Genomic DNA, 23,782 nt, shown 5'->3' on the forward strand with positions numbered 1-23,782 from the left:
TATGAAATTCGGCCAAGTAGAACATCCCGAGGAAATCGATTTTACCCTTCCTCCTACTACACCAGAAACCTTAACCTTATTACAGCACTTCAAAATAGACAAACCTTTTGAGGTATCTGTAGGTTGTGCAAAATGGAATAAACAAGATTTAAAGGGCTTTTATCCCAGAGGCACAAAAGACGAACTTGCCTATTACTCCACACAGTTTAACAGCATTGAACTCAATGCTACATTCTACAATTCACCTGGCATAGACCAGGTAGAGACCTGGAAAAAGAAAACACCTGCGAACTTCAAGTTCTTCCCAAAAATACCACAATCCATCAGCCATTTCAGCAGACTATTAAATACGGGTGATAAAGTAAAATTATTTACGGACTCCATTGTTCATTTCGATGAAAAACTGGGTATGGCTTTTCTTCAGATGCACGACAATTATAATCCAAAGGACATGGCCCGTTTAAAACTATTTCTTCATGACTGGCCAAAAGAAGTCCCGCTAGCGTTGGAAGTCCGAAATAAAGATTGGTTTTCCAAACCCGAAGTAACAAAAGAACTCTATGCACTGTTGGAGGAAACCAATGTGACCAATGTACTGGTCGATACTGCAGGCCGTAGAGACATGCTCCATATGCGCCTGACCACGCCGATTGCTTTCGTACGGTATGTAGGTGCAAATCATGCAACAGACTATGATCGACTGGATCAATGGATCGATGTTCTGAAACTATGGCGGGAAAATGGATTGCAAAAATTGTATTTCTTTATCCACCAGAATATTGAGGTGGAATCACCGTTACTGGCGACACATTTTATCAAAAAACTGAATACAACATTCGACTTGGATCTAACCTATCCCAACAAAAACACAGGAAATACCTTATTCTAAGACAGGTTATCAGATCCGGTCCCCGATGCACCAATAGAAAAAAAATTGCCCACAAAAAAAGCCGAAGTAGAGAATACTTCGGCTTTTTATATTAAAAATCAAGCTTTAGCTTATTTTTTAGCGTATTTAAAGTTTTTACCGATGAAACGGGCATTACCACCCAATTCTTCTTCGATACGCAACAATTGATTGTATTTAGCCATACGGTCAGAACGTGAAGCAGAACCAGTTTTGATCTGTCCACAGTTCAATGCTACAGCTAAGTCAGCGATAGTCGCATCTTCAGTCTCGCCAGAACGGTGTGACATCACCGAAGTATAACCAGAATTTTGAGCTAAAGTAACCGCATTGATCGTTTCAGTCAATGAACCGATTTGATTTACTTTCACTAAAATTGAATTCGCTGTATGGGTATCAATTCCTTGTTGAAGACGTTTTGTATTTGTAACAAAAAGATCATCACCTACTAATTGAACATGGTCACCGATTTTATCAGTCAATGTTTTCCATCCAGCCCAATCATCTTCAGCCATACCATCTTCGATAGAAATAATAGGGTATTTAGCTGTTAATTCAGCCAAATAGCTTGCTTGTTCTTCACTAGAACGTACAGCACCTTTATCACCTTCAAACTTCGTATAATCGTATTTACCGTCTTTGTAGAACTCAGAAGAAGCACAATCCAACGCTAAACAAACATCTTGACCTGGTTTGTAACCAGCGATTTCAATCGCTTTCAAAACTGTTTCGATAGCATCCTCAGTACCTTCAAAAGTTGGCGCAAAACCACCTTCATCACCTACTGCAGTTGAAAGACCTCTGTCATGTAAGATTTTTTTCAAGGTATGGAAAACCTCAGTACCCCAACGCAAAGCCTCAGAGAATGAAGGCGCACCCACAGGCATGATCATAAATTCCTGAAATGCGATAGGTGCATCAGAGTGTGAACCACCATTGATGATATTCATCATAGGGATAGGCAACGTGTTCGCATTTACACCACCGATATAACGGTATAATGGTTGACGTGACTCTTGAGCAGCAGCTTTCGCTACAGCTAAAGAAACTCCTAAAATAGCATTTGCACCCAAGTTTCCTTTATTTTCGCTACCGTCTAAATCAATCATGATTTTATCGATGGCATTTTGCTCGAAAACATCTACACCTTCTAGTGCTTTTGCAATTTTAGTATTTACATTCTCAACCGCTTTCAAAACACCTTTTCCTAGATATTTTGACTTGTCACCATCACGCAATTCTACTGCTTCGTGAATACCAGTTGAAGCACCTGAAGGAACAGCTGCACGACCAACAAAACCATTTTGTGTAGTAACATCTACCTCAATTGTAGGGTTACCGCGCGAATCCAAAATTTGACGCGCATGAACATCGATAATTAAACTCATCTCTTTATTAGACTATAATTTATTTTCATTACTTAGTGTAGATAAGACACACTCTTGTCTACAGACATTTTTCACAATCAAATATAATAAAAAATGTATTTATTCCCCTATTTATTATGAATAAAATATGCCCCATCGGCATAACTGTTCAAATAAATACAATAAAAAACCCTTCAAGATCTGAAGGGTTTTTTATATAATATTGTACAACTTAGTTTTTGATCATCGCTACAAAATCATCAAACAAGTAGCGCGAGTCATGTGGACCCGGTGATGATTCTGGGTGATATTGCACCGAAAATGCTTTCTGTCCTTTGATACGGATACCTTCGATAGACTGATCGTTCAAATTAACGTGTGTAATTTCGACGTTCTCAGAATTTTGGATATCTTCAGCCACAACCCCAAAACCGTGGTTCTGCGAAGTGATTTCACAACGATTAGCGATAATATTCTTCACTGGGTGATTGATACCACGGTGTCCGTTATGCAATTTGCTTGTGCGGATACCATTTGCCAATGCTAAGATCTGGTGACCTAAACAAATACCAAACATCGGTTTATTAGCATTCAAAATAGCTTTTACCGTATCGATTGCATAATCCATTGGTGCTGGATCGCCAGGGCCATTGGAAATGAAATAACCGTCCGGATTCCATTTCTCCATTTCCTCAAATGTTGTTTTCGCTGGAAAAACCTTCGTATATACATCACGAGCCTCAAAATTGCGTAAGATATTTTTCTTGATTCCTAAGTCCAAAACTGCCACACGTAACGAAGCATTTTCATTACCGAAGAAATAAGGCTCGGCTGTTGTTACTTTTGAAGACAGCTCAAGTCCATCCATTGAAGGAACTTCAGCCAATTGACGTTTTAATTCTTCAACATCCAATGTTTCTGAAGAAATAATCGCATTCATCGCACCTTTATCACGGATATGTCGCACCAATGAACGGGTATCCACATCAGAAATACCAACTAAATTACCCTCTTCAAAGTAGCTTTGGATAGATTCATCAGCCATTTTACGGCTATAGTTGATGTTGTAGTTCTTACAAACTAGTCCCGCAATCTGAATTTGATTTGATTCGGTATCATCCTCATCAATACCATAGTTACCAATATGAGCATTGGTGGTTACCATGATTTGTCCAAAATAAGATGGATCTGTGAAAATCTCTTGATAACCAGTTGTTCCTGTATTGAAACAGATTTCCCCAGTAGTCGTACCAATTTTACCAGCGGCTTTACCGTGATAAACTGTACCATCTTCTAAAACTAAAATTGCAGGCAATTTGCTGTAGTTGGTCATTATCGATGTAATATTATAAAATGTGTATCCTTACTTTTATGAATTTTAAAGCGTTCTTGATTGGATATAAAAAAAGCCCTCAAATGGGCTAAATATCAATTAACAATGCATCATCACGATTGACAAACCGTTTCCTAAGGCACCTACCAATAAAGACTCTACTCTAATTTTCACGGGAGACAAAGTTACGACATATCACTTAAAAGTGAAAACATTTTTTGTTTTTTTATTCTTCAACTAATTCTCTCCTCCAAAACGTTGCAAAGTCTCTCAAAATCAGACCTGTCAATAGCGGAACAAGCATATAAATCAACGGATTCTCTAGCCACGCTTCTCGAAACTCCAAGCGCAACAAGGCAATCAGCGCGGTAGTAAGACCACATCCCGGACAATCATAGCCACTCGCAGCCTTCCAAAGGCAAGGAACAAGAATATGGATATCCGTGAAAAGATATAAGCTTATAGCAATCCCGAAATACCCCAATACCAACGAATAAATCCAATGATATTTAAGGTATTTCAGCAGCATATAAATCATTAATTATTGTTTATAGGACTCTTAATGTAATTGCCATCTGCATCCTTATATTTACCGACAAGAATCATAATCAAATCGATTAAATACCAGATACCACATCCGCCCAAGGTAAGCAGCTGAATAACGGCGGTACCAATTTGCCCCAAATAGAACCGATGTGCTCCAAAAGGGCCTAGAAAAAAGCAAAATAACAATGCCGGCAACCATCTGTCATCCTGAAACGTGTTATTTTGTTGCTGAAAGGGTTGATTGGCATAAAATATAGGCTGTCTTACGCCACAATAGGGACAAACCTCGGCCTTGATATTGATCAACTTGCCGCATTCTACGCAATACTTTTCGTCTTCTGTTTTCATTTAGATTTAATTTGGTAATGGGGCTAAAAACCAGCCTTCCATCCGGGATAAAATAATAGCATGAAATTAACAAAAAAACTTATAAAATGTTCTTTTTTTAGCAACATATAGCATTTAATATAAACAGAAAAGGCGCTTCACCGTATGGAGCGCCTTTTCTATTTATATATTCAACCTTTAGGAGTTGATTGCTTTCCAGATCATATCTTTCAATGGCAATATATTTTTACCTGTCACCGAAGAAATGAAAATATAGGGTACATCTTCCGGTAGCTCCTGCTCCATTTCCTTCTCCAGCTCCTCATCGAGCATATCAGACTTGGTAATAGCCAGCAATTTGGGTTTATCTGCCAATTCCGGATTATATGCAGTCAGTTCATTCAATAGAATCGCGTACTCCTCACGGATCGTTCGATCGGTATCGGCCGGCACCATAAACAGCAAAACTGAATTTCGCTCGATATGCCGCAAGAAACGGTACCCTAATCCCTTTCCTTCTGAAGCGCCTTCGATAATACCCGGAATATCGGCCATAACAAAGGAACGGTTATCCCGGTAGCTCACCATACCCAAATTAGGTACCAGTGTTGTAAAGGGGTAATTCGCGATTTCTGGTTTCGCAGCAGAGACGACTGACAACAACGTTGATTTACCAGCATTTGGGAATCCAACCAACCCAACATCAGCAAGAACCTTCAATTCGAGAATCATCCACTGTTCTTTACCAGGAAGACCAGGTTGAGAAAACCGTGGTGTCTGCTGCGTAGGCGACTTAAAATGCCAGTTGCCCAGCCCGCCTTTTCCTCCCGGAACCAATATTCTGGTTTCACCGTCTTCTGTGATATCGAACAACACCTCTCCCGTCTCTGCATCCTTCGCAATCGTACCCAATGGCACTTCCAAGATCTCATCACGTCCAGTTGCCCCCGTACGCAAAGAACTGCCGCCAGACTCACCGTTTGACGCAATAATATGCTTACGATATTTTAAATGGAGTAACGTCCAGAGATTAGTCGTTCCTTTCAGTATAATATGCCCTCCACGACCGCCGTCACCACCATCGGGTCCACCGGTAGCTGTGTGCTTGTCACGGTGCAAATGAGCCGAACCTGCCCCACCATGTCCAGAACGACAACACACTTTCACATAATCAACAAAATTCGAACCTTGCGCCATTACAATTTATTACAGTCTAAAAAGTACTTATTTTAATTAATAATTATCGATGATATCTGTTAAACTTTTAAAGATAGAATCGATATCACCGATACCATTCACTTTAGAAAGTTTACCTTGTGCCTCATAATACGGCAACACATGAATCGTCTTCGTGAAATATTCATCAATACGCTTCACCAATTTATCAGCATCATCATCCGCACGACCAGAAATTTCCTTACGTTTAGCGATGCGTGCTTTCAATTCATCCTCATTCACATCCAGTGCGATTACTACCGAGATTGAGGTATTGATACCTTCTAAAAAAGCATCCAATGCCTCAGCTTGAGCAACAGTACGAGGAAATCCATCAAAAATAAATCCTTTTGCATCCGGATTTTTCTTTACTTCCTCTTCCAGCATTGCTATCGTAATCGAATCTGGCACTAAATTTCCCTCAGCAATAATCTGGCTCACTTGTTGACCAAGTGGCGTTTGACCTTTAATATGTGCTCTAAAAATATCACCAGTGGAAACATGAACCAATTGATATTTTTCAATAAGCTTTGCAGATTGGGTTCCCTTACCTGCACCCGGAGGGCCAAATATTACAAGGTTTAGCATAGTTTTATTTAAGAAATTAAAACGAGTTAAAAAATAAAAGCCTAATCACAGATGATGACTAGGCTTTTCAGTTGTGCGCTCCAAGGGAGTCGAACCCCTAACCTTCTGATCCGTAGTCAGATGCTCTATCCAATTGAGCTAGGAGCGCAATAAACCATTACGTTTAGAACTCTGTCCCATGTGTTTTGGTGACGCAAATATAGTCAGAATTCGTTTTTTTACAAATTTTTTTTCAAAAAGAAGTTCCCTCCTTCCATCGACTGCCCTGCAATAATGCTTCTAAAAACAAAAAGCCAATCAAATTGACTGGCTTTTATTTGTGCACTCCAAGGGAGTCGAACCCCTAACCTTCTGATCCGTAGTCAGACGCTCTATCCAATTGAGCTAGGAATGCCTCTTTAAACAATACAAAAACTGTATTTGTGCGCACCAAGGGAGTCGAACCCCTAACCTTCTGATTCGTAGTCAGATGCTCTATCCAATTGAGCTAGGAGCGCTAGGCAACCAAAACAAATCCGTTATCCTTTTCCGTTTTGGTGATGCAAATATCGTTATATTTATCGATTTAACAAACATTTTTTCTCTTTTTTAAACTTTATACAACAACATTTCTTTTATCTCGTTGATAATATTATATTTAAAATATCAACTTTTTTTTTTCAGACACGGACAAATGTTAGCATTCATGAGCAAAAGAGAATTAAAACTCAGTAAAATCCGCATCGGAGATATCAGTATCTCTTACTATATTCGCCCAAGCAAATTATACCCCTCTCCGAAAACAGTCATTTTCATCCATGGTTTCCCCTTTAACAAAAACACCTGGAAACAACAACTCCTACAACTCGACGAAGATTATACAGGCATCGCCATTGATGTTCGAGGACATGGCCTAAGTACCAATGGGCATGGTTTTTTCTCCGTCGATGTTTTTGCCAAAGATCTTGTGGAGTTTATTCGTAAACTCGACCTCAATCATGTCATCCTTTGTGGAATCTCTATGGGTGGCTACATCGCCCTCAGGACCTATGAACTGATCGGACAACAGCTCAAAGGTCTTATCCTCTGTGACACGAATTCCCTTTCCGACGACAACAAAGGCAAACAAAAGCGTTTTGATTCCATTCAGGCTTTATTAAAATACGGCAGAAGACCATTTGCCATTGGCTTTATCGCAAACGTGTTTCACGATAAAACAATCCGTGGAAACCCCGAAGCTGTTGAACTCATCAAAAGCTGTATTCGCAGAAATGAAGTCGCCAGCATTTGCGCGACACAACTCGCTCTTGCTTCACGAACAGATACAACCCATTCGTTGAAGACAATTATTATTCCAACACTGATCATAAAAGGTAAACACGACAAGTTGATGAGCGAAGAGCAAACAAATATCCTTATCGAAAATATACCCGACGTCCGCTATATGGAGTTTGAAGAATCCGGGCACCTGCCAAATCTCGAGGAACCCGAAAAATTCAATGCGGTGCTCAATGATTTCCTGCGAAATATACCATTATAACCATCACCTTGGTCGTCAAGTGCGGCATAGAATATAATTCATAAAAAAAGCCACAACAGTGGCTTTTATTTCTTTTTTTCATTAAGATTTCGTTCTACGGATACTAGAACGAAAAATCATCTTTTGACCGAACATCCGCTTCCTCAGCGTATGCATCATCAAAGTTAGGCTCATAACGTTTCTCGATTACTTCCTGATTAGACTTGATGTAATTAACCACATCCGTCAAACCATCAGCGAATTTCTCAAAATCTTCTTTATATAAGAAAATCTTATGCTTAATAAACTGGCCATCCTCAAAGCGCTTCTTGCTTTCTGTGATAGTAATGTAGTAATCGTTCGATCGAGTTGCTTTTACATCAAAAAAATAAGTACGCTTACCTGCTCTCACCTTTTTTGAAAAAACTTCTTCACGTTCTTTGTTTTCAAAATCTCCCATTGGTTGTTATTTAAGTTTAAAGTAATCTTAATCTTTGATAAATATATAATAATTCATTTTAATACACCAAATAATATTAAAAAAAAAGACAATTACGCATAAAAATGGCAGTTCACTTCTATTTATAGCTGGGATAAAAAATAAACAACAAGATTTTTTACCGACGAAATCATTACATTTACCGAAAATATAAGTTGTATTACCTAAAGCAAATATGTAGAATATATTTGTGCCTCTATCTTTGAGTCATAAATAGTAAAAACATTATGGAAAAAGAACCCATCATACCAAACAGCAATAATAGCCGCAATATTGTAGGAGCGATTGTGATCATCGTAGGTATATTCTTATTATTGAATAACCTAAATTTAGGAAGCTGGTTTCCGGATTGGTTATTTGGCTGGCAAACGATATTAATCATCATTGGATTGGTCATCGGTATAAATTCCCAATTTCAGAAAAAATCGGCAATTATCCTACTGATCATAGGCGGAGCAAGCCTTATTTCAAGAATGATGCGCACAGACTTTGGTTCCGTAACCGTCCCAATCATCATCATTTCTCTCGGGATTTACTTTATCATGAGCAAAAGGAAACCTCCGATGGCTCCTCCAACCTTCCCTAATCCGCCGCAAGGCTCTTACGACTGGGATAAGCGAGTCAATGTACCTTCGGAGGGCGCTACAGATAGCAGTCTTGCTGACCAGGAATCAAGACCATTTAACGAACAATACGGTTCAAGCCAACAAGCCTCGCCTAATCAGCAGGCTTTTGGCAACAAAGATAAAGATTCCTTTCACCAGTCATTTGAGGACAACCTCAATCTGAACACCATCTTTGCAGGCCAAAAGAAAGTAATCTATTCCAAACATTTTAGAGGGGGCAATTTGACCAATGTATTTGGAAGTGTAGAGCTGGATTTAACAAAAGCAGATATTCAGCAGCCTATTGTGATCGATACATTCCAATTGTTTGGCAGCGCACGTATTATTATACCTCCGCATTGGACGGTATTTAGCAACGTCGCCTCAATCTTGGGTTCTGTCGATGACCGCCGGTTCCAAACGATTTATAACCCCGATACAGATAAAAAAATCTATATAACAGGCACCTGTATTTTAGGTAATTTAACCATAAAAAATGCTTAATAGATGAAAAGTAAGCTGTTCCTCAGTGTTAAAAGTCGATTAATTGGCATTATCTGCATATCCGTATTTATTGGATATCTTGCATTACAATACCTATTGATGCTTCGTTCTGGTTTTGACCAACAACTCGCATTCAAAGATTCATTCATAAACAGTATTGTTATGATGTTTTGCTGTTATGGCATGTCATCAGCACTCAATTTCTATACCCCACAACCCCGGGAGATTTGGAAAGTACTCATCATCGGTTTAATCATGGGCGCAATAAGCATCGCATTAAGCCGATTCTTGATGAGTTACTTTATCCAATCGACCTTTACCCCTTTGCTGGATTTAACATTACCCTATCGGGGTATCGTTAACTTCCTCATTTTGACTTCTGTTGCCATTATCAATATCGTTTGGAATATTCAGGAAGACAACATCAACAATATCAAGCGGAAGCAGGAATCCGAAAATTTACTTCGGGAAGCCGAACTGTATAATTTAAGACAACAGTTACAACCTCATTTCCTATTCAATAGCCTCAACTCCATTATAGCACTTATTGGTGCCAATCCGGATGAAGCCCGAAACATGACATTCCAACTATCGGACTTTTTAAGAGGAACATTAAGAAAAGAAAACAATCAAATTATCACGCTTGAAGAAGAGCTCGATCACCTTCAACTTTATCTCGATATTGAAAAAGTACGCTTCGGTCATCGACTAAATACATCCATCTCTTCCTCAGAAGAAATTTTCAACAATAGATTACCAGCCATGATTATTCAGCCACTGGTAGAAAATGCGATTAAACACGGCTTATACAATGTAACGGATCAAGTAGAAATTAAAATAAAATGCCATTCGAATGATGGTCAGCTGCTGATTCAGATTACCAACCCCTTCGACAGCGAAGAACAGTCAAAACCGAAAAAAGGCACCGGATTTGGGCTATCGAGCATTCAGCGCAGATTATATCTCCTGTATGGAAGAAATGATCTACTGGAAACTCAAATTCAGGACAACATATTTATTAGCACCCTAAAAATACCTCAATATGATTAAAGTCGTTATTATCGATGATGAACCCCTTGCACGCTCCATTATTGCGGGTTACCTAAAAAATGAAGACGATATATCCATCATGGCAGAATGCGGTGATGGCTTTGAAGCTGTTAAGGCTATCCATGCGCACGAACCGGATTTAATTTTTTTGGACGTACAAATGCCCAAATTGACCGGATTTGAAATGCTTGAACTCGTTGACGATCCTCCTGCAGTCATCTTTACGACCGCTTTTGACGAATACGCCTTGAAAGCTTTCGAAAAGAACGCCCTGGATTATCTATTAAAACCGGTATCACCAACACGATTCAAAAAAGCTTTAGAAAAATTCAGAACAAGCTACTCCGCACCTGAGAAAAAAGTCCAACCCAACTACGAAGTACTTACGGCGCAAGACGAAACAAAAATCGACCGTATTGTTGTAAAAACAGGCACCCAGATCAAGATTATTCCGATTGATACAGTCAAATATCTGGAGTCTTATGATGATTATGTTAAAATTCATACCAAAGATGGCATGTACCTGAAAAATAAAACAATGGCATTTTTTGAAAAATCTTTGGATCCAAATCAATTTGTCCGCATACACCGTTCTTTTATCATTAAAGTGGATCAGTTGGCCAAATTGGAACCTTATGAAAAGGATTCTTATATTGCTGCACTGACATCGGGCGAAAAGCTCAATATCAGTAAATCAGGCTATGCACGATTAAAACAATTGATTGGAATTTAAACATTCCGTAGATTTGTGCCCATCAATAGTTATGAAACATTTTATTACAATAGTATTGCTGGGCATCACATCTTACTCCTTTGCCCAAACGAATCCTGAGGAACAGGTCAACAGAGGAGTTTATAATAGGCTGGAATTTTTTATCAATTCCCAGATGACAGACTCTGCCTATAATTTGGCCAGTAATTCCTTCAAACAACAATTTAGCCTAGCCAAATTCACCCAAGTACTACAGGAGCTCTATCCCCTAGGAAGAGTAAAAAGCTCAACGATAAAAGAATTTGAAAAAGGGCTTGCAACCTATCAGATGGACTTCGACAGCAAATCGTATGAGGTTCTTTTTGCAACAGATACAAGTCTAAAATTCAATACATTAAAATTCACTCCTTTGGCAATAAAGCCTCAAGTGGAAAAAACTATTGTGGTACCTGCCACACAGAAATCAGTCGATAACGACGACCTTTTTGTCGATTCGGTTGCAAATGCCTATTTGAAACAACAAAATACGCAATCACTTGCCATTGGCATTCTAAAAAATGGACAAACCAAAACCTATTTCTACGGTGAGACGGCCAAAGGCAACCAAACTCCGCCTACAAAAACGTCTATTTATGAGATCGGTTCACTGAGCAAAGTTTTTACGGCTATACTTTTGTCAAATCTTGTCGAAGAAGGAACGATAACGTTAGATCAGCCTATAGCGCTATTTCTTCCTGATACACTCAAGAAAAATGAAGAGCTTTCGAAAATAACGTTTCAAATGCTGGCCAATCATACCTCTGGCTTACCTAGGCTTCCTGACAATCTTGACAAAGTCAAAGGATTTAACGAAAACGACCCCTACAAAACATACGACAAAAAAGCACTTTATAATTACCTCGCAAGCTTTAAAAATAAAAAAAATCCAGGTGAAGAATATGAGTACAGCAACCTTGGTTACGCCGTATTAGGAGACATTATATGCAGTATCTATAAAAAAAGTTATGATCAGCTTGTAAAAGATATCATCTGTAAACCACTTGAAATGAGTAATACCTTTCAAGTATTAGACCCTAAGAGAAAAGATACTTTTAAAGTATACAACAAAGAAGGCCAAGAAGTAATTCCTTGGGCGTTTGACGCTTTCGGTCCCGCTGGCGGATTAAAATCGACTCTGGAGGATCTGCTTAAATTTGCGAATGCACAATTCAAGATGCCACAGACTCCCTTGGAAAATGCGATGGCAAATACCCGGTTATTTACATTTTTTCTACCCCCAGACACAGATCTGGGACTCGCATGGCATATGAATTTGATTGACGACCTAACGGTTTATTGGCACAATGGCGGAACTGCTGGAAGCAGCTCCTATCTAGCCTTATCGCCCGACAAAAAAAGTGGCGTAGTCATCTTGTCCAATTCAGCCATCTCTACCGATGACACGGGTAAAGCTATCTTGGATTACCTACTCCGTAAAAAGTAAAGTTCAAAAAACAAGGAATAATGAGCCATATTGAAACAACAATATGGCTTTTTTTGTTGTAATAGCGATGAGTGATCATTAATTTTGAAGATACTATAAAACAAATGGATTCAGAGGAATCAACCGACAACAAGCTAAACAGCATCTATTTACATGAAGATATTTATCACTAAAAAAATTCCACAAAAAGGCATAGATCTATTAAAATCTGCAGGGCACGACATTTCTATACACGATTCAAGTACCCCCCTATCCGAAACGGAGCTTATCAAAGCTAGCCAACAGGCCGACTACGTCCTTAACGGTGGGATGCAAAAGTTTGATGCTAATTTTTTTCAAAACTGCCCCAACCTAAAAGCCCTATCTCTCATGAGCGTCGGCTATGACAATGTGGATATCTCAGCCGCTACACAGCATGGAATACCCGTAAGCAATACACCAGGCATTCTTTCGGGAGCAACAGCAGATGTTGCTTTCCTCTTGATGCTATCGGTATCGCGGAAAGCATTTTTCAACCACAAAAGAATTTTGCAGGGCGAATGGAAAGGTTTTGATCCCACTGCAAACCTAGGCGTCGAGCTCAATAACAAAACACTGGGCATCTATGGACTGGGACGAATTGGCTTTGAATTCGCCAGAAAAGCCAAAGCAGCTTATAACATGGAAATTATCTATTACAATCGGAGCCGTAATGAGGAAGCTGAACAAATTCTTGGCGCACGATATGTTAATTTCGACGATCTGCTCACGCGGAGCGATGTACTTTCAATCCATGCAGCTTTGACTGCGGAGACTAAAAACCGGTTTGACAAAAATACGTTTACGCGCATGAAAAACTCCGCTATATTAGTGAATACTGCTAGGGGCGGATTGGTCAATGAATTGGATCTAACAGAAGCCCTGCAGACTGGCCAATTATGGGGAGCCGGGCTTGATGTAACAGACCCGGAGCCGATGGATCCAAAAAACCCACTCTTAACGATGGAAAATGTTTGTATCCTGCCGCACATCGGCTCTGCCACCGTAGAAACAAGGGATAATATGGCACTTATGGCCGCCAGCAATGTACTGGCAGCAATCAAAGGCGAAAAAATGCCACAAATTATCAATAAAGAAGTATATCAATGAAACGAAGATTTTTTCAGCTTTTAAACAGCTTAAATAAAGCCATCTTACCAAAATACGGTAAGATGGATCCGTTAAAATTAAAAAAGTACCAGCAGGCTATCATTGCCTACAGGTACTTTGTCCTTATACATGCATTGGAAACGAACCAGGACTAAGCTTTTGCAGTTCCTTGGTCACTTGAATTTGAAACAATGCTAATCTGCGTCGGATTGGAAGACAAACTAATATCGTTCCTTTCCAGCTCCAACATAATCTTTTCCTGCATCGAGTTTCGAGCAGCGACATAATGCTCTCTTTTCGTCCAGGCACGAACGGTCAATACCATGGCACTATCTCCCAATTCTTTGATGAAAACAGTTGGCTCCGGAGTTGTCAACACATTCTCATTCGAACGGAGAACCCTTAATATGATATCTTTCGCTTCTTTCACGTTTTTATCATACGAGATACTGATGGTATATTCAAACATCCGTTGCACAATTTTCGTATAATTTTTGATAACCGAATTAGCCAAGGGGCCATTAGGACTAAAAACACGTACCCCATCATCCCCTATTAAAGTAGAATACAAGATATCAATCCTTTCTACCGTACCTGCGGTACCATTTGCGCTCGAAATTGAATCTCCCACTTCAAAAGGCCTAAACATCAATATGAGCACTCCGCCAGCAAAATTGCTCAAGCTGCCCTGAAGTGCCATACCAACAGCCAATCCAAAAGCAGACAATGCAGCGATAAACGAGGTTGTCTGAATCCCAATCTGGCTGGCTACAGTAAGAAGCAACATCACCCACATGACAATCTTGACGATGCTAGAGATAAAAGCCCGGATCGAAGGATCCACATTTTTCCTTTCAAAACGTTTATGTAATAATCGGTCCACAAAACCAATCACATATTTACCAAGAATCAATAGGATAATCCCCCCTATAATCCCCGGAATAGACTCAATCACAATGTCTGTCAAACGCCCAAATCTCGTTTCTAGGCTATTCAAATTACTTTCCATTTATAAATATATTTTAAAATTTTAGACACAAGGATTGTCCCAACATCGCCCACGCACTATCAAAAGATCAAAATCATTGAAAAATACCACAAAAGAACAAATAAACACCACTATTAAAAGAATATTTAGTGTAATTTTGCTGTATGAATAGAAAAAACACCATTCCTATCATTGATAGTTGTAGTATTGATCTCAACAATAATACAACGATTCATATTGATGATCTAAAAGAATATATCATCAAGCATCAGGATATGGTGTTTCCTCACAAACATAATTTTTTTCATTTTGTACTATTCACTAAAGGCTCAGGGGAACACATTATCGATTTCAATCATTACAACATTGAACCTTATCAAATCTATTTTATGGTACCGGGCCAGGTTCATACCTGGAACTTTACAGGTGACGAAGATGGTTATGTTGTCAATTTTTCCATTGATTACTTTCAGTCTTTTCTCTTACGGACCGATTACCTGGAGCGCTTTAGCTTTTTACAGGGTAAAATTGAACATCTGATATTTGTTTTAGCTGAACAATATCGACCCCAGGCGACGGCTATTCTCGATCAAATCTTATCTGCAAAAGCGGAACGATTACCAGAAGACTATATCCGTACACTTTTATTGCAGTTTATATTATATATATCGATTGCTACAGAAAAGGATCATCAAGAACACAGTACGCCATATAATCACAAAATATTCAATAGTTTTCAGCAATTGGTTGAACAGCAATTCAAGTCTACCAAATTGCCCAGTGTGTACGCAGATCAGTTATTTATTACGCCCAATCATCTGAATGCAATCTGCAAATCCTATATTGGACAATCTGCGGGAGAAATCATCCGGAACCGCATTGTCCTTGAAGCGAAGCGGCTGCTGGTCAATAGAAATTTAAATATTACCGAAATTGCAGATGAGCTGCAATTTAAGGACAACTCATACTTTACTAAATTTTTCAAAAAATCCGCTGGGCTCACACCAGAAGAGTTCAGAAAACAACTATAACTATGGAAGAGGTTAAATACGAATTATCTGAATTTAAAGCCGCATGGCAAGCAAAATGTCCAAGATGCAGAATCGGCCATGTGTACCAAGGGCCTGCATACGGTCTGAAAGTACAAAAAATGAATAGCCATTGCGAATACTGTGGACTTCGTTACGAACGTGAGCCAGGTTATTTTTATGGTGCTATGTATGTTACCTATGCGTTCTCCATCGCCGAAATGGTTACTGCCTGTATGGCAACCTATATCCTAACAGGCAATGATTCTTCTTTTATACTTTATGCAACAGTTGCTATCATGAGCGTTGTTTTAATGTCGCCATTCAACTACCGCTATTCCCGTATCATACTGATGTATTGGTTAACTCCGGGCTTAAGATATGATCCGAATGTCAAAAAAAAGGAAGTTGATGTGAAGGCTTCAGCATAACCTTCATTATCCTTATCTTTATCCTGATGAAGGATATCATTTATTTGGACAACAACGCAACAACTCGAATTTTGGATGAAGTATGGGATACCATGACTCCCTACTTCATCCAAAACTATGCGAACGCATCGAGTGCCTATCACCAAATGGGGCGTGAAGCCAACGCTGCCATCCAACTTGCCAGAGGACAAATAGCTGAAGTGCTGAATTGCTCACCGAAAGAACTATTTTTCAATTCAGGTGCAACAGAAAGTATTAATACCGTAATCTGTGGCATATTTGACAAATATCAATCCAAGGGGAATCATATTATCACCGTTTCAACAGAACACAAGGCTGTCTTAAGTTGCTGTGAACAATTGACGAAAAAAGGAGCACAGATCACCTATCTCCCCGTCGATGCACAAGGAATGATCAATATAGACGACTTGAAAAATGCGATGAGTGCACAGACCATACTCGTTTGCATTATGGCCGCTAATAACGAGACAGGGGTATGTACATCGCTAGCACAAATTGCTACTATTTGTACAGAGAAAGATATCTTGTTCTTCTGTGATGCAACGCAGGCTGTTGGAAAAATCGACATTGATCTACAAAAAATCCCTATCGACCTCTTATGCCTGAGTGCGCATAAACTTCATGGACCAAAGGGAATCGGCGCCTTATACATTCGTCGAAAATCAAAGCCGATTCAAATTACCCCACTAATTGTGGGTGGTGGTCAGGAAGGCGGATTTAGAGGCGGGACATACAACGTGCCAACTATCGTCGGCTTTGGAAAAGCCATGTCTCTGATTAAGCCAACATCTTATAATACGGTCGAACAAAACCGCAATCTATTGGAAGAAATTTTAAGTGCCATTCCTGAAATCATCATTCATGGAAAAAATGTACCCCGCCTACCAAATACCAGTTACATTAGTTTTAAACATATACTGGCCAGCGAAATAATGACTACCTGCCCTGCATTGGCGCTTTCCTCGGGCTCGGCCTGTGTGACCGGATCCAGGGAACCTTCCCATGTTTTAATGGCTATGGGCATTTCCAAAGAAGACGCATTATCGGCCATTCGCTTTAGCTTAAGCATATTTACGACTCAAGAGGATATTATACGTTGTGCCCAATTGATCACAGAAGCCGTTCGTAAAATCCGCGATCAATCCCCCATCTGGCAGCTTTTCAAAGCTGGCCTGATCGATTAATTTATGACATTCTAAAAACTTTATAACAGACGAAATATAACAAGATTGTATGTATCTTTGTGTCATACAAAGGATATTACTATGATTACAGTTACTGACAAAGCCAAATCTCGTATCGAGGAAATCATGAAGGATGAGCAATATGACAGCAATTACTTTGTGCGTGTTGCTGTGGAAAGTGGCGGTTGTTCGGGCTTGAGTTATAAGCTGAACTTCGATAACGAAGAAAAAAAAGGTGATCAATTCTTCGAAGATAAAGGCGTGAAGGTCTGTTTGGATATAAAATCATTTTTATACCTAGCAGGCACAGAATTGGATTATTCCGATGGTTTGGACGGAAAGGGTTTTGAATTCCACAACCCGAATGCGAGCCGGACCTGTGCATGTGGCGAAAGCTTCTCCGTTTAATCAATCAATCGATCCACCATAAACAAAAGAGCCCTGAAATATTTCAGGGCTCTTTTGGTAAGTAACCAAACACTTTTGGTTGCACCAACAAATTATTAGTTTTATAATTAAATATTGACCTACCTTCATTTTGTTGGAATTTTTTTATTTTTTCAACTTTTTAATGGATAAATATTAAAAATCACAACCAAACAGATTAACCAATGATATTTTCATACTTTTGTATGAAATAACTGAATAAAAAAATAAAACCATGCATATCAATCCATGTATGGTATTTCATTTGACTCATATGGAGGGAAGAAAACTTTTAAGTACCGAAGTTGCTATCAGCTTCGTTAAAGATACATTTGTCCAACAACTAAAGAAAGCATTAAATTTAATTCCGATCTCATCACCATTGGTGGTTTTAGACGGCACAGGATTAAACGATGACTTAAATGGAATTGAGCGTCCCGTATCATTTCCGATTAAATCATTGAATGAAAAAAGGGCTGTCGTGGTACATTCATTGGCAAAATGGAAAAGAGTCCGTTTAAAAGAGCTTGAAATGTTACCTGGGGAAGGCATTGTGACAGACATGAAAGCACTGCGTCCTGATGAAGATTACACCCCTATTCACTCGATCTATGTAGACCAATGGGATTGGGAAAAAGTAATCGATAAAGATCAACGTAATTTGGCCTTACTGAAAGAAACCGTATTAAAAATTTACGATGCGTTACGATTTACAGAACAACAGGTTGAAAGCAAATATCCACAGATAAAAGCGATTCTTCCAGAAACCATTACATTCATTTCGGCTGAAGAACTACTGCAAAAATATCCTAATCTAAGTGCAAAGGAACGTGAAAATACAATCACAAAAGAATATGGAGCTGTGTTTTTATATGGTATCGGAGGGGCACTGAGCAATGGTGTTGCACACGATGGACGCGCAGCGGACTACGACGACTGGAGCACTGCCAATGAGGCTGGGCACAAAGGATTGAACGGCGATATTCTCGTATGGAACCCGATCTTAAATTCAGCGTTTGAACTTTCTTCCATGGGAATCCGCGTCGATAAAACAGCCTTGGCACATCAAATGGAAATCAGAAATTGTACTGAAAAATCCAAACTGACTTTCCATAGCATGCTTCTTAATGATCAATTACCGGAATCTATGGGCGGTGGGATCGGACAATCACGTGTCTGTATGTTTATGCTCAAGAAACAACATATTGGAGAAGTCCAAGTCAGTATCTGGGAAGAGGACAAAAAAGAAACGCTAAGACAAGAAGGTATTGATATCTTATAAAACAATACTTATTAAGAATTAATAACGCGGCAACTATACCACGTTTTCCAGTATATCGATACAAATCAGCGCAAGGTAATCATCTTTTATAGACCGATTACCTTGTTTTTTTAGGTATAAAATGCCTAAAAAATTTTCATTCTAGTTTGTTCCTTTCAAGATAGCGGTATTTTGTATTTTTGCTAAATGCAGCTAGAAGCTATTTTAAATAAATTAGGCATTTCATCCTTAAATGAGATGCAAGAAAAAGTAGTGGAATCATATCAAAAAGACCATGATTTCATCTTACTTTCACCCACAGGATCTGGCAAAACCTTGGCCTTTTCATTGCTCATTTTAGAGCAATTGAGGGAAATCGTTCGGGAGGTTCAAGTACTGATTTTAGTGCCAACCCGCGAACTTGCCTTACAGATAGAGCAAGTGCTACGCAAGGTGGCCACAGGTCACAAAGTCACCTGTGCCTATGGCGGTCATAGTACCCATATCGAAAAAAATGAATTCAAGGATGCTCCCGCAATTATTATAGGAACTCCAGGACGTATAAAACAACATATCGAAGAAGGAAATTTTGATCCAACCAGTATCCACACCCTTGTGTTAGATGAATTTGATAAATCGTTGGAACTGGGATTTCAGCATCAAATGGATTTCATTATTCGACATATACCGGCCATCAGATCACGGATATTGACTTCTGCAACAATGATGGATGTGATCCCGCCATTTACACAGATAAAGGAGCCTATTCTTGTTGATTTTCTGAATAACTCACAGAACATACCCCGCATTACAATAAAAAAGGTCGTTGCTCCTGTTCAAAAGAAATTGGAGGCATTGCTAAAACTCATCTGCAAGATCGGGACGAAAAAAATGATTATTTTCTGTAATCATCGCGATGCAGTAGATCACATCAGCGAACTGCTGGACAATCGCAATATTATTCACGACACCTTTCATGGCGGACTTGAACAGCAAGATCGTGAGCTGGCGCTTCTCAAATTCCGTAATCATTCCAACAATGTTTTGATCACGACCGATCTGGCTGCAAGAGGGCTGGATATCCCCGAAGTTGATGCCATTATTCATTACCAGCTGCCGCATAAAGAAGATGGCTTTATTCATCGCAATGGACGTACTGCGCGTATGCAGGCAAAGGGTGATGTCTATGTCATCTTAAAGCCTGAAGAAGCCTATCCCTATATAGCGGAAGAAATACCTGAAGAGGAATTTCCCGAATACTATGATCTTCCGGAAAATTCACCTTTCGCCACACTTTATATCAGTGCTGGACGAAAAGATAAAGTCAATAAAATTGACATCGTAGGTTTTCTCCTGCATTTGGAAGGTGTTGAAAAAGACGACATCGGTATAATAGAAGTGAAAGATAAGGTAGCTTATGTTGCCGTTAAAAGAAAGCTTGCTTCCGTTATTATCAATAAGGCTAGTGGGCAAAAAATCAAAGGGCGTAAAGTAAAAATTGGACGTACCTAGTTCTTTACACTCCAAGAGATCCTCCTTACCTATTTCGCTGGCGAAGGTCAGATCCATCATCAAACTGTGATTCCAATACATAAGGAGACCTGCATTGTCGTTTAAATAAGTTGATATAAAAACCACTCAATGAGTGTTTTTTTTTATAGGAACCTGATTAACTCTTGGTTAATATCATGTTTGATTCTAACAGGGGTATTACAGGGGGTTAGTAGGGGTATAACAGGGGGTTAACAGGGGTATACCCCTATTAACCCCCTGTTAATACCCTGTAAAAAGAGTACTGTCACCCTTTTAATTCCAAACATGGTGTAATCGGAGTTATACGCCTTACCGAAGTCGTTATAAACAAAAGCAAGAAATAAAGGAAATTTATCAGGCGGGTAGTGCCCCCGGGGGATCAATTGTCAGGTAAGCCTTCACACTACCGTGTAAGGCTTACCTGACAATTCTGATTTAAAATTTTTTAGGGTATGTGGGTCCTGTTCAGGTCAAGCGACCCAGGTTAATCCAATTCTTTTAAATACCGGAGATACAACTGCACAGCTTCGCGTTTCTTATCTGTCAAATGGAAATTAAGATGCTGTGTCAGATATTTGGTATAATCAAAGTCCTCAAATTCTGGGAGACCGGCTATCACATCGGTTGCATGTTCAACGCCATATGCTAAAGCTTCATTAAATTGCTCCACAAAAGATTCGGGAAGTTTTTTGTTACTTACCCATAAGGCAAAAGCGAAAGGTAATCCGGTGAAGTTAAACCACTCTTCCCCCAAATCATAAACATAGGGTACTGCATTCTTCTTACCGAAAGTACGATCCCCAATTAGAACATAGGCATCTGGCTCTATAGATTCATCAGTGATCAATTCTACATCCTTTTTCCAATAATTTTTAATCAATACACGTGCTAAACCATTTGACGTGCGCGATTGCTTATCTAAACGTAAAGTTTTTACCTCTTCAATAGGCTTATTGGCAAAAATAAAGACAGAATCGACAGCACCTTCTGTGCCGATACAAAAATCGGTATTAATATAATACTCGGGAAGACTTAATAAGGCAGCTGTCGGTATAATACCGATATCAGCTTGATCATCGATTACTTTCTGTGCACAGGCACTTGGATAATCAACGCTCAAGTCGATTTGCTCCATCACTTTCGATTTACGTATTCCATTCAAAAATGGATAAGTATTGGTATACGATACGGCAGAAACTCTAATTTTATTCATTTATCAATGCTTCTAAGTGTGCGGTATTGTAATGGTCCACAATCTCAAATTGACCATTATCATACAGCAATTTATATAAAGCAGTATTTGTATGCGGGAAATCATCCATATAACGGGCATCGACACCTGTCATTAGACAAAGCATAATCCGTAAAGCACGACCGTGCATACAGACTAATATGTTTTTTTCATCTGTCCGAGCGAGCATATGATCCAAGGCGACTTGTTGACGAGCCATCAATTCATAAGGAGACTCTCCGTTTTCAATACTGACATCCAATTCTCCGTTGCGCCATGCTGCGACCAATTTTTCAAAACCAGTTAGCAACTCTGGTGTCTGTTCTTTTCCTTCATAAACTCCCCAGCTTATTTCATCCAAACCAACAAGCTGTTCCCAAGGTAAATCCAAGTCAAGAAATCCCTGTACAGTTTGATGCGTACGCAATAAAGTGGAGGTATATATCTTATCAAAAGGCACCGTCTTATAGCGATCAAAGAAAGCCTGAGCTTGGGCTATGCCCATCTTATTGAGCGGGGAATTAACACCCCGTCCCTGCACAATACCTTTTAAATTTAGATCAGTCTGTCCGTGTCGTATAAAATAAAATGTCTTTTTCAACGTGCGATATGAGTTATGAATTGACAACAGGTAATGCATAATAGCTTTTCTTTTGATCACCTTGATCAAAAACAAAATCATTATAATCGGTCACCACATTGTAGAGGGTATCTCTTTCTATCGGATGGCGTCCAACATTTTTTATCAGCTCGACAACCTCTTGTGTGGTCATCCCCGGTTTTTGCTCTTCTGCTCCTGCCATGCTATATATTTTTGTCGTATCATCCAGTGTTCCATCGATATCATCGACCCCAAAAGCCAAGGACAACTGGGCCGTATCTCTCGATATCATTGCCCAATAAGCTTTAATATGATCAAAATTATCCATGTAAATTCGAGCGATCGCATAATTCCTTAGGTCTTCGATAACGGATACCTCGGGAATATGGGACATTTGGTTCTCCTTATTTCTAAATTTTAAAGGAATAAAGGTCTGAAAACCGCCAGTCTTATCCTGCAGCTGTCTTAGGCGCTCCATGTGATCTACACGATGCCAAAACTGCTCAATATGACCATACAGCATTGTGGCATTGGTATGCATTCCCAGCTTATGCGCTTGCTCATGAATATCCAACCATTGTTCGGCGGTACATTTATCATGTGCAATCTGTTCTCTGACTTCTGGATGAAAAATTTCTGCTCCCCCACCCGGCATGGAATCCAAGCCGCAAGATTGCAAATACTTCAGGCCATCGTAATGGCTTAATTTTGCCTTCTTAAAAATATAGTAATACTCTACAGGTGTAAGTCCTTTAATATGCAGCTCGGGGCGATGCGCCTTACATTTGCGAAAGAAATCAGCATAAAATTCGAGGTTTTGTTTAGGAACAACCCCTCCAGTGATATGAACTTCAGTAACAGCCTCATTGTCATATTTTTTGACAATATCCATCATGCCGTCAACTTCCATCTCCCAACCTTCTGCTCGTTCTTTTATTAACCTGGAATACGAACAGAACTTACAGTCATAGACACAAACATTAGTCGGCTCAATGTGAAAATTACGATTGAAAAAAGTATGATCTCCATGGCGTTTCTCACGAATATAGTTAGCAAGCACACCAAGATAGCCTAGCTCACCTTTTTCATATAAAAGCACTCCTTCCTCAAAAGTGATACGCTCCTCTCGCAAAACTTTCTCCGCTATATCTCTCCATTCGACAGCTAAGTTTTTGTCGTTTATCAAGAAATTCAATTTATCTATTGCGTTCATTAAATGTATCTCCTATCTTAAATCAAATGTACCGAAAAGGCAACAAAAGTTATAATAAAAAATGTGACAACAACTAATTTGACAAACCTCTTAGAAAAGAAAG

General features: G+C 39.3%; 25 protein-coding genes and 3 tRNA genes. 14 read left to right on the forward strand and 14 right to left on the reverse strand.

What is annotated here, in order from left to right; translation table 11 throughout:
• The first annotated feature begins 1 nt into the window (after position 1).
• The gene (locus GVK91_RS07145; RefSeq protein WP_153845854.1) at positions 2–889 is read left to right on the forward strand and encodes a DUF72 domain-containing protein; all 888 of its coding nucleotides are present in this window, start codon (positions 2–4) and stop codon (positions 887–889) included.
• Positions 890–999: 110 nt separating this feature from the next.
• Here the strand turns inward: GVK91_RS07145 and eno are convergent, their stop codons facing one another.
• The 9 genes from eno to GVK91_RS07190 all read right to left on the reverse strand — a co-directional run bounded on the left by eno (position 1,000) and on the right by GVK91_RS07190 (position 6,780).
• Positions 1,000–2,295 (reverse strand): phosphopyruvate hydratase, encoded by a 1,296-nt coding sequence (gene eno, locus GVK91_RS07150; RefSeq protein ID WP_046675452.1) that lies wholly within the window; start codon positions 2,293–2,295, stop codon positions 1,000–1,002.
• Positions 2,296–2,506: 211 nt separating this feature from the next.
• Positions 2,507–3,607 carry a glutamine-hydrolyzing carbamoyl-phosphate synthase small subunit gene (gene carA / locus GVK91_RS07155; protein WP_075993402.1) on the reverse strand — a complete coding sequence of 367 codons (1,101 nt, stop codon included), beginning with the start codon at positions 3,605–3,607 and terminating at the stop codon, positions 2,507–2,509.
• Between the two features lie 226 nt (positions 3,608–3,833).
• Positions 3,834–4,136 (reverse strand): DUF2752 domain-containing protein, encoded by a 303-nt coding sequence (locus tag GVK91_RS07160; RefSeq protein WP_159727634.1) that lies wholly within the window; start codon positions 4,134–4,136, stop codon positions 3,834–3,836.
• A gap of 8 nt (positions 4,137–4,144) precedes the next feature.
• The gene (locus tag GVK91_RS07165) at positions 4,145–4,501 is read right to left on the reverse strand and encodes an NINE protein (RefSeq protein WP_088162229.1); all 357 of its coding nucleotides are present in this window, start codon (positions 4,499–4,501) and stop codon (positions 4,145–4,147) included.
• A 177-nt stretch (positions 4,502–4,678) separates the two neighbouring features.
• Entirely contained in the window at positions 4,679–5,677 is a 999-nt protein-coding gene (gene obgE, locus GVK91_RS07170) for a GTPase ObgE (protein WP_046675449.1), read from the reverse strand.
• 36 nt (positions 5,678–5,713) lie between these two features.
• A complete protein-coding gene (locus tag GVK91_RS07175; RefSeq protein ID WP_046675448.1) occupies positions 5,714–6,283 on the reverse strand; it encodes an adenylate kinase in 570 nt (189 codons plus the stop codon).
• A gap of 74 nt (positions 6,284–6,357) precedes the next feature.
• Positions 6,358–6,431 (reverse strand) — tRNA-Arg (locus tag GVK91_RS07180).
• Positions 6,432–6,603: 172 nt separating this feature from the next.
• Positions 6,604–6,677, reverse strand: a tRNA-Arg gene (locus GVK91_RS07185).
• A gap of 29 nt (positions 6,678–6,706) precedes the next feature.
• Positions 6,707–6,780, reverse strand: a tRNA-Arg gene (locus tag GVK91_RS07190).
• A gap of 188 nt (positions 6,781–6,968) precedes the next feature.
• Between GVK91_RS07190 and GVK91_RS07195 the strand changes: the two genes are divergently transcribed.
• A complete protein-coding gene (locus GVK91_RS07195; protein ID WP_159727636.1) occupies positions 6,969–7,802 on the forward strand; it encodes an alpha/beta fold hydrolase in 834 nt (277 codons plus the stop codon).
• A gap of 103 nt (positions 7,803–7,905) precedes the next feature.
• Here GVK91_RS07195 and GVK91_RS07200 read toward each other — a convergent pair whose 3' ends face one another.
• Entirely contained in the window at positions 7,906–8,241 is a 336-nt protein-coding gene (locus GVK91_RS07200; RefSeq protein WP_075993406.1) for a DUF3276 family protein, read from the reverse strand.
• Positions 8,242–8,507: 266 nt separating this feature from the next.
• Here GVK91_RS07200 and GVK91_RS07205 point away from each other — a divergent pair, with 266 nt between their 5' ends.
• The 6 genes from GVK91_RS07205 (at position 8,508) to GVK91_RS27360 (ending at position 13,917) form a co-directional block, all read left to right on the forward strand.
• Complete coding sequence (locus tag GVK91_RS07205) at positions 8,508–9,389, forward strand: LiaF domain-containing protein (RefSeq protein ID WP_228280190.1); 882 nt, start codon at positions 8,508–8,510, stop codon at positions 9,387–9,389.
• A gap of 3 nt (positions 9,390–9,392) precedes the next feature.
• Positions 9,393–10,439: a sensor histidine kinase gene (locus GVK91_RS07210; RefSeq protein WP_153845851.1), complete on the forward strand. Its 1,047-nt coding sequence runs from the start codon at positions 9,393–9,395 to the stop codon at positions 10,437–10,439.
• On the forward strand, positions 10,432–11,172 hold the full coding sequence (locus GVK91_RS07215; RefSeq protein WP_153845850.1) for a LytTR family DNA-binding domain-containing protein: 741 nt from the start codon (positions 10,432–10,434) through the stop codon (positions 11,170–11,172). The genes GVK91_RS07210 and GVK91_RS07215 overlap by 8 nt, the downstream gene beginning before the upstream one ends.
• 31 nt (positions 11,173–11,203) lie before the next feature.
• On the forward strand, positions 11,204–12,634 hold the full coding sequence (locus GVK91_RS07220; RefSeq protein WP_159727638.1) for a serine hydrolase: 1,431 nt from the start codon (positions 11,204–11,206) through the stop codon (positions 12,632–12,634).
• Between the two features lie 153 nt (positions 12,635–12,787).
• Positions 12,788–13,762 (forward strand): D-glycerate dehydrogenase, encoded by a 975-nt coding sequence (locus GVK91_RS07225; RefSeq protein ID WP_153845848.1) that lies wholly within the window; start codon positions 12,788–12,790, stop codon positions 13,760–13,762.
• A complete protein-coding gene (locus GVK91_RS27360) occupies positions 13,759–13,917 on the forward strand; it encodes a hypothetical protein (protein ID WP_182331205.1) in 159 nt (52 codons plus the stop codon). Before GVK91_RS07225 ends, GVK91_RS27360 begins: the two co-directional genes overlap by 4 nt.
• Here GVK91_RS27360 and GVK91_RS07230 read toward each other — a convergent pair.
• The gene (locus tag GVK91_RS07230) at positions 13,914–14,771 is read right to left on the reverse strand and encodes a mechanosensitive ion channel family protein (RefSeq protein ID WP_153845847.1); all 858 of its coding nucleotides are present in this window, start codon (positions 14,769–14,771) and stop codon (positions 13,914–13,916) included. The genes GVK91_RS27360 and GVK91_RS07230 overlap by 4 nt on opposite strands.
• A 143-nt stretch (positions 14,772–14,914) precedes the next feature.
• Here GVK91_RS07230 and GVK91_RS07235 point away from each other — a divergent pair, with 143 nt between their 5' ends.
• The 6 genes from GVK91_RS07235 (at position 14,915) to GVK91_RS07260 (ending at position 20,613) form a co-directional block, all read left to right on the forward strand.
• On the forward strand, positions 14,915–15,781 hold the full coding sequence (locus GVK91_RS07235; RefSeq protein WP_153845846.1) for an AraC family transcriptional regulator: 867 nt from the start codon (positions 14,915–14,917) through the stop codon (positions 15,779–15,781).
• A 2-nt stretch (positions 15,782–15,783) separates the two neighbouring features.
• On the forward strand, positions 15,784–16,209 hold the full coding sequence (locus GVK91_RS07240) for a DUF983 domain-containing protein (RefSeq protein WP_046675442.1): 426 nt from the start codon (positions 15,784–15,786) through the stop codon (positions 16,207–16,209).
• Between the two features lie 26 nt (positions 16,210–16,235).
• Positions 16,236–17,414 carry a cysteine desulfurase family protein gene (locus GVK91_RS07245; protein ID WP_235032789.1) on the forward strand — a complete coding sequence of 393 codons (1,179 nt, stop codon included), beginning with the start codon at positions 16,236–16,238 and terminating at the stop codon, positions 17,412–17,414.
• An 81-nt stretch (positions 17,415–17,495) separates the two neighbouring features.
• On the forward strand, positions 17,496–17,822 hold the full coding sequence (locus GVK91_RS07250) for an iron-sulfur cluster assembly accessory protein (protein ID WP_153845844.1): 327 nt from the start codon (positions 17,496–17,498) through the stop codon (positions 17,820–17,822).
• Between the two features lie 253 nt (positions 17,823–18,075).
• A complete protein-coding gene (gene asnA, locus GVK91_RS07255; RefSeq protein WP_227550166.1) occupies positions 18,076–19,122 on the forward strand; it encodes an aspartate--ammonia ligase in 1,047 nt (348 codons plus the stop codon).
• Between the two features lie 237 nt (positions 19,123–19,359).
• Positions 19,360–20,613: a DEAD/DEAH box helicase gene (locus GVK91_RS07260; protein WP_235032795.1), complete on the forward strand. Its 1,254-nt coding sequence runs from the start codon at positions 19,360–19,362 to the stop codon at positions 20,611–20,613.
• Between the two features lie 505 nt (positions 20,614–21,118).
• On the opposite strand, the gene GVK91_RS07265 is transcribed toward GVK91_RS07260, so the two are convergent.
• From GVK91_RS07265 to mqnE, 3 genes are read right to left on the reverse strand one after another with little or no spacing between them, the layout of a single operon-like run.
• Positions 21,119–21,847: a menaquinone biosynthetic enzyme MqnA/MqnD family protein gene (locus GVK91_RS07265; protein ID WP_159727642.1), complete on the reverse strand. Its 729-nt coding sequence runs from the start codon at positions 21,845–21,847 to the stop codon at positions 21,119–21,121.
• Entirely contained in the window at positions 21,840–22,466 is a 627-nt protein-coding gene (locus tag GVK91_RS07270) for a histidine phosphatase family protein (protein ID WP_153845841.1), read from the reverse strand. The genes GVK91_RS07265 and GVK91_RS07270 overlap by 8 nt, the downstream gene beginning before the upstream one ends.
• Positions 22,467–22,479: 13 nt before the next feature.
• Positions 22,480–23,679: an aminofutalosine synthase MqnE gene (gene mqnE / locus GVK91_RS07275; protein ID WP_153845840.1), complete on the reverse strand. Its 1,200-nt coding sequence runs from the start codon at positions 23,677–23,679 to the stop codon at positions 22,480–22,482.
• Positions 23,680–23,782 lie beyond the last annotated feature (103 nt).

The organism is Sphingobacterium sp. 18053 (assembly GCF_902706145.1).
Classification (GTDB): domain Bacteria; phylum Bacteroidota; class Bacteroidia; order Sphingobacteriales; family Sphingobacteriaceae; genus Sphingobacterium; species Sphingobacterium paramultivorum.

Bases quoted from the DNA above. Each gene is read 5' to 3' on its own strand.
- GVK91_RS07145 (WP_153845854.1), top strand. From the start codon at position 2: ATGAAATTCGGCCAAGTAGAACATCCCGAGGAAATCGATTTTACCCTT.
- eno (WP_046675452.1), bottom strand. From the start codon at position 2,295: ATGAGTTTAATTATCGATGTTCATGCGCGTCAAATTTTGGATTCGCGC.
- carA (WP_075993402.1), bottom strand. From the start codon at position 3,607: ATGACCAACTACAGCAAATTGCCTGCAATTTTAGTTTTAGAAGATGGT.
- GVK91_RS07160 (WP_159727634.1), bottom strand. From the start codon at position 4,136: ATGCTGCTGAAATACCTTAAATATCATTGGATTTATTCGTTGGTATTG.
- GVK91_RS07165 (WP_088162229.1), bottom strand. From the start codon at position 4,501: ATGAAAACAGAAGACGAAAAGTATTGCGTAGAATGCGGCAAGTTGATC.
- obgE (WP_046675449.1), bottom strand. From the start codon at position 5,677: ATGGCGCAAGGTTCGAATTTTGTTGATTATGTGAAAGTGTGTTGTCGT.
- GVK91_RS07175 (WP_046675448.1), bottom strand. From the start codon at position 6,283: ATGCTAAACCTTGTAATATTTGGCCCTCCGGGTGCAGGTAAGGGAACC.
- GVK91_RS07195 (WP_159727636.1), top strand. From the start codon at position 6,969: ATGAGCAAAAGAGAATTAAAACTCAGTAAAATCCGCATCGGAGATATC.
- GVK91_RS07200 (WP_075993406.1), bottom strand. From the start codon at position 8,241: ATGGGAGATTTTGAAAACAAAGAACGTGAAGAAGTTTTTTCAAAAAAG.
- GVK91_RS07205 (WP_228280190.1), top strand. From the start codon at position 8,508: ATGGAAAAAGAACCCATCATACCAAACAGCAATAATAGCCGCAATATT.
- GVK91_RS07210 (WP_153845851.1), top strand. From the start codon at position 9,393: ATGAAAAGTAAGCTGTTCCTCAGTGTTAAAAGTCGATTAATTGGCATT.
- GVK91_RS07215 (WP_153845850.1), top strand. From the start codon at position 10,432: ATGATTAAAGTCGTTATTATCGATGATGAACCCCTTGCACGCTCCATT.
- GVK91_RS07220 (WP_159727638.1), top strand. From the start codon at position 11,204: ATGAAACATTTTATTACAATAGTATTGCTGGGCATCACATCTTACTCC.
- GVK91_RS07225 (WP_153845848.1), top strand. From the start codon at position 12,788: ATGAAGATATTTATCACTAAAAAAATTCCACAAAAAGGCATAGATCTA.
- GVK91_RS27360 (WP_182331205.1), top strand. From the start codon at position 13,759: ATGAAACGAAGATTTTTTCAGCTTTTAAACAGCTTAAATAAAGCCATC.
- GVK91_RS07230 (WP_153845847.1), bottom strand. From the start codon at position 14,771: ATGGAAAGTAATTTGAATAGCCTAGAAACGAGATTTGGGCGTTTGACA.
- GVK91_RS07235 (WP_153845846.1), top strand. From the start codon at position 14,915: ATGAATAGAAAAAACACCATTCCTATCATTGATAGTTGTAGTATTGAT.
- GVK91_RS07240 (WP_046675442.1), top strand. From the start codon at position 15,784: ATGGAAGAGGTTAAATACGAATTATCTGAATTTAAAGCCGCATGGCAA.
- GVK91_RS07245 (WP_235032789.1), top strand. From the start codon at position 16,236: ATGAAGGATATCATTTATTTGGACAACAACGCAACAACTCGAATTTTG.
- GVK91_RS07250 (WP_153845844.1), top strand. From the start codon at position 17,496: ATGATTACAGTTACTGACAAAGCCAAATCTCGTATCGAGGAAATCATG.
- asnA (WP_227550166.1), top strand. From the start codon at position 18,076: ATGCATATCAATCCATGTATGGTATTTCATTTGACTCATATGGAGGGA.
- GVK91_RS07260 (WP_235032795.1), top strand. From the start codon at position 19,360: ATGCAAGAAAAAGTAGTGGAATCATATCAAAAAGACCATGATTTCATC.
- GVK91_RS07265 (WP_159727642.1), bottom strand. From the start codon at position 21,847: ATGAATAAAATTAGAGTTTCTGCCGTATCGTATACCAATACTTATCCA.
- mqnE (WP_153845840.1), bottom strand. From the start codon at position 23,679: ATGAACGCAATAGATAAATTGAATTTCTTGATAAACGACAAAAACTTA.